Annotated in this window: 1 protein-coding gene; it reads right to left on the minus strand. The window is 65.9% G+C overall.

The annotated features are described in order from the left end of the window. Nucleotides 1-213: 213 nt before the first annotated feature. On the minus strand, nucleotides 214-1,202 hold a 989-nt coding region (locus tag NW827_RS03910), incomplete at its 5' end, for a carboxypeptidase-like regulatory domain-containing protein (protein WP_414503360.1).

Here is a 1,202-nt window from a genome sequence, read left to right on the forward strand (position 1 = left end):
TGGGGAATTGGGTTATTCGTACCGCGCCCCCCGGGGGGCGGCGGCCTGGGGGGGGGGGGGTTCCATTTCCGGGGGGGGGGGGTGGGGGTGGGGGGGGTTCAGAGGTCATGGACGGGAACGGCAGCAAGGATCCTCAGTGCTACTTTAACCTGCCGCCTGCATTAGGCCAGCCCCCAGTTCCCCTAGGTGCAGGGCTAGCCCCGCAGAAAGCGTCTAAGGAGTGGGGCTGGCGGTGGGAATGACCAGCTCCACGGCAGTATCCAGGTGCGAGGGGGGTGGTGGGGCTTCACCTGGGGCCAAATTGAGGTAGGGGGCTAGGGGGTGATTGGCTTTCCAGCGGGATCCGACTTCGGCGGCCATTTGGGTGACTTGGATTTGATAAAGCTGCATTAGCTCGGCAGCGTTAAGATTGCCCCGCTCCACCTGGTCGCGGCTGGCCTCGGCCAATACCTCTGCCACGAGGTTGCCCTGCTCGTCAAATCGCCACAGCTCCAGGCGGCTGCGGGAGCGCAGGCTCACCTCCGTCGGCGAGGCGGGGCGGGTGAGGACATCGACGCGGGCAATGACAATGGCCTCCAGGCCCAGGTAGTCGAAAAATTGGCCCACCGCTTCTGGCTTGCGGCGATCCCACTCAAATAGCTCGTAGAGTGGCCAGCCCACCTGGCGCAAAATGGGCTGCAGGCGGCGGTTATCTAGGGGTACCACCTTCTCGCTGTTGGGGATCAGGCCCAGCCGCACCACCTCCATGGCCAGGCGCTGGCCCAAAAGCTGGGTATGTTCCAGCCCCCCTACCCCCAAGATGCCAAGGCGGCGCCGGGGCTGGGGCCGAATGGCCAGCGGCAAAACCACCTCCACAGGGGTAGTCAGGCCCTCCTGCAGCAGGATCTCCTGTTGCACGCTTTCGTAGTCGGGGTGCCACACCGTTAGAAGCCACCGCCCAGGGGGGGCCGGGTTAAGCTCAAATGCCCCTTGCGCGTCTGTCTGAACTGGCTCCTTCGGGTTCTCCAGGCTCTCCAACTGCACCTGCGCCCCGGCCACCGGCTGCCCCAAGCTGTTGCTCACCTGACCCACCAGCCGGGCCTGGGATCCCGCCTGGTCCCGGGGGGGAAACAGCGGTGTGAAGTGGGGAAGGGGGGGATCCGGCGCCTGAGCCAACGCGCCTACCGCCAGGGCCAGCCAGCTGCAGAGAACCCAAGTGCCTA

It is taken from the genome of Synechococcus sp. H70.1 (assembly GCF_047502705.1).
GTDB lineage: Bacteria > Cyanobacteriota > Cyanobacteriia > Thermostichales > Thermostichaceae > Thermostichus.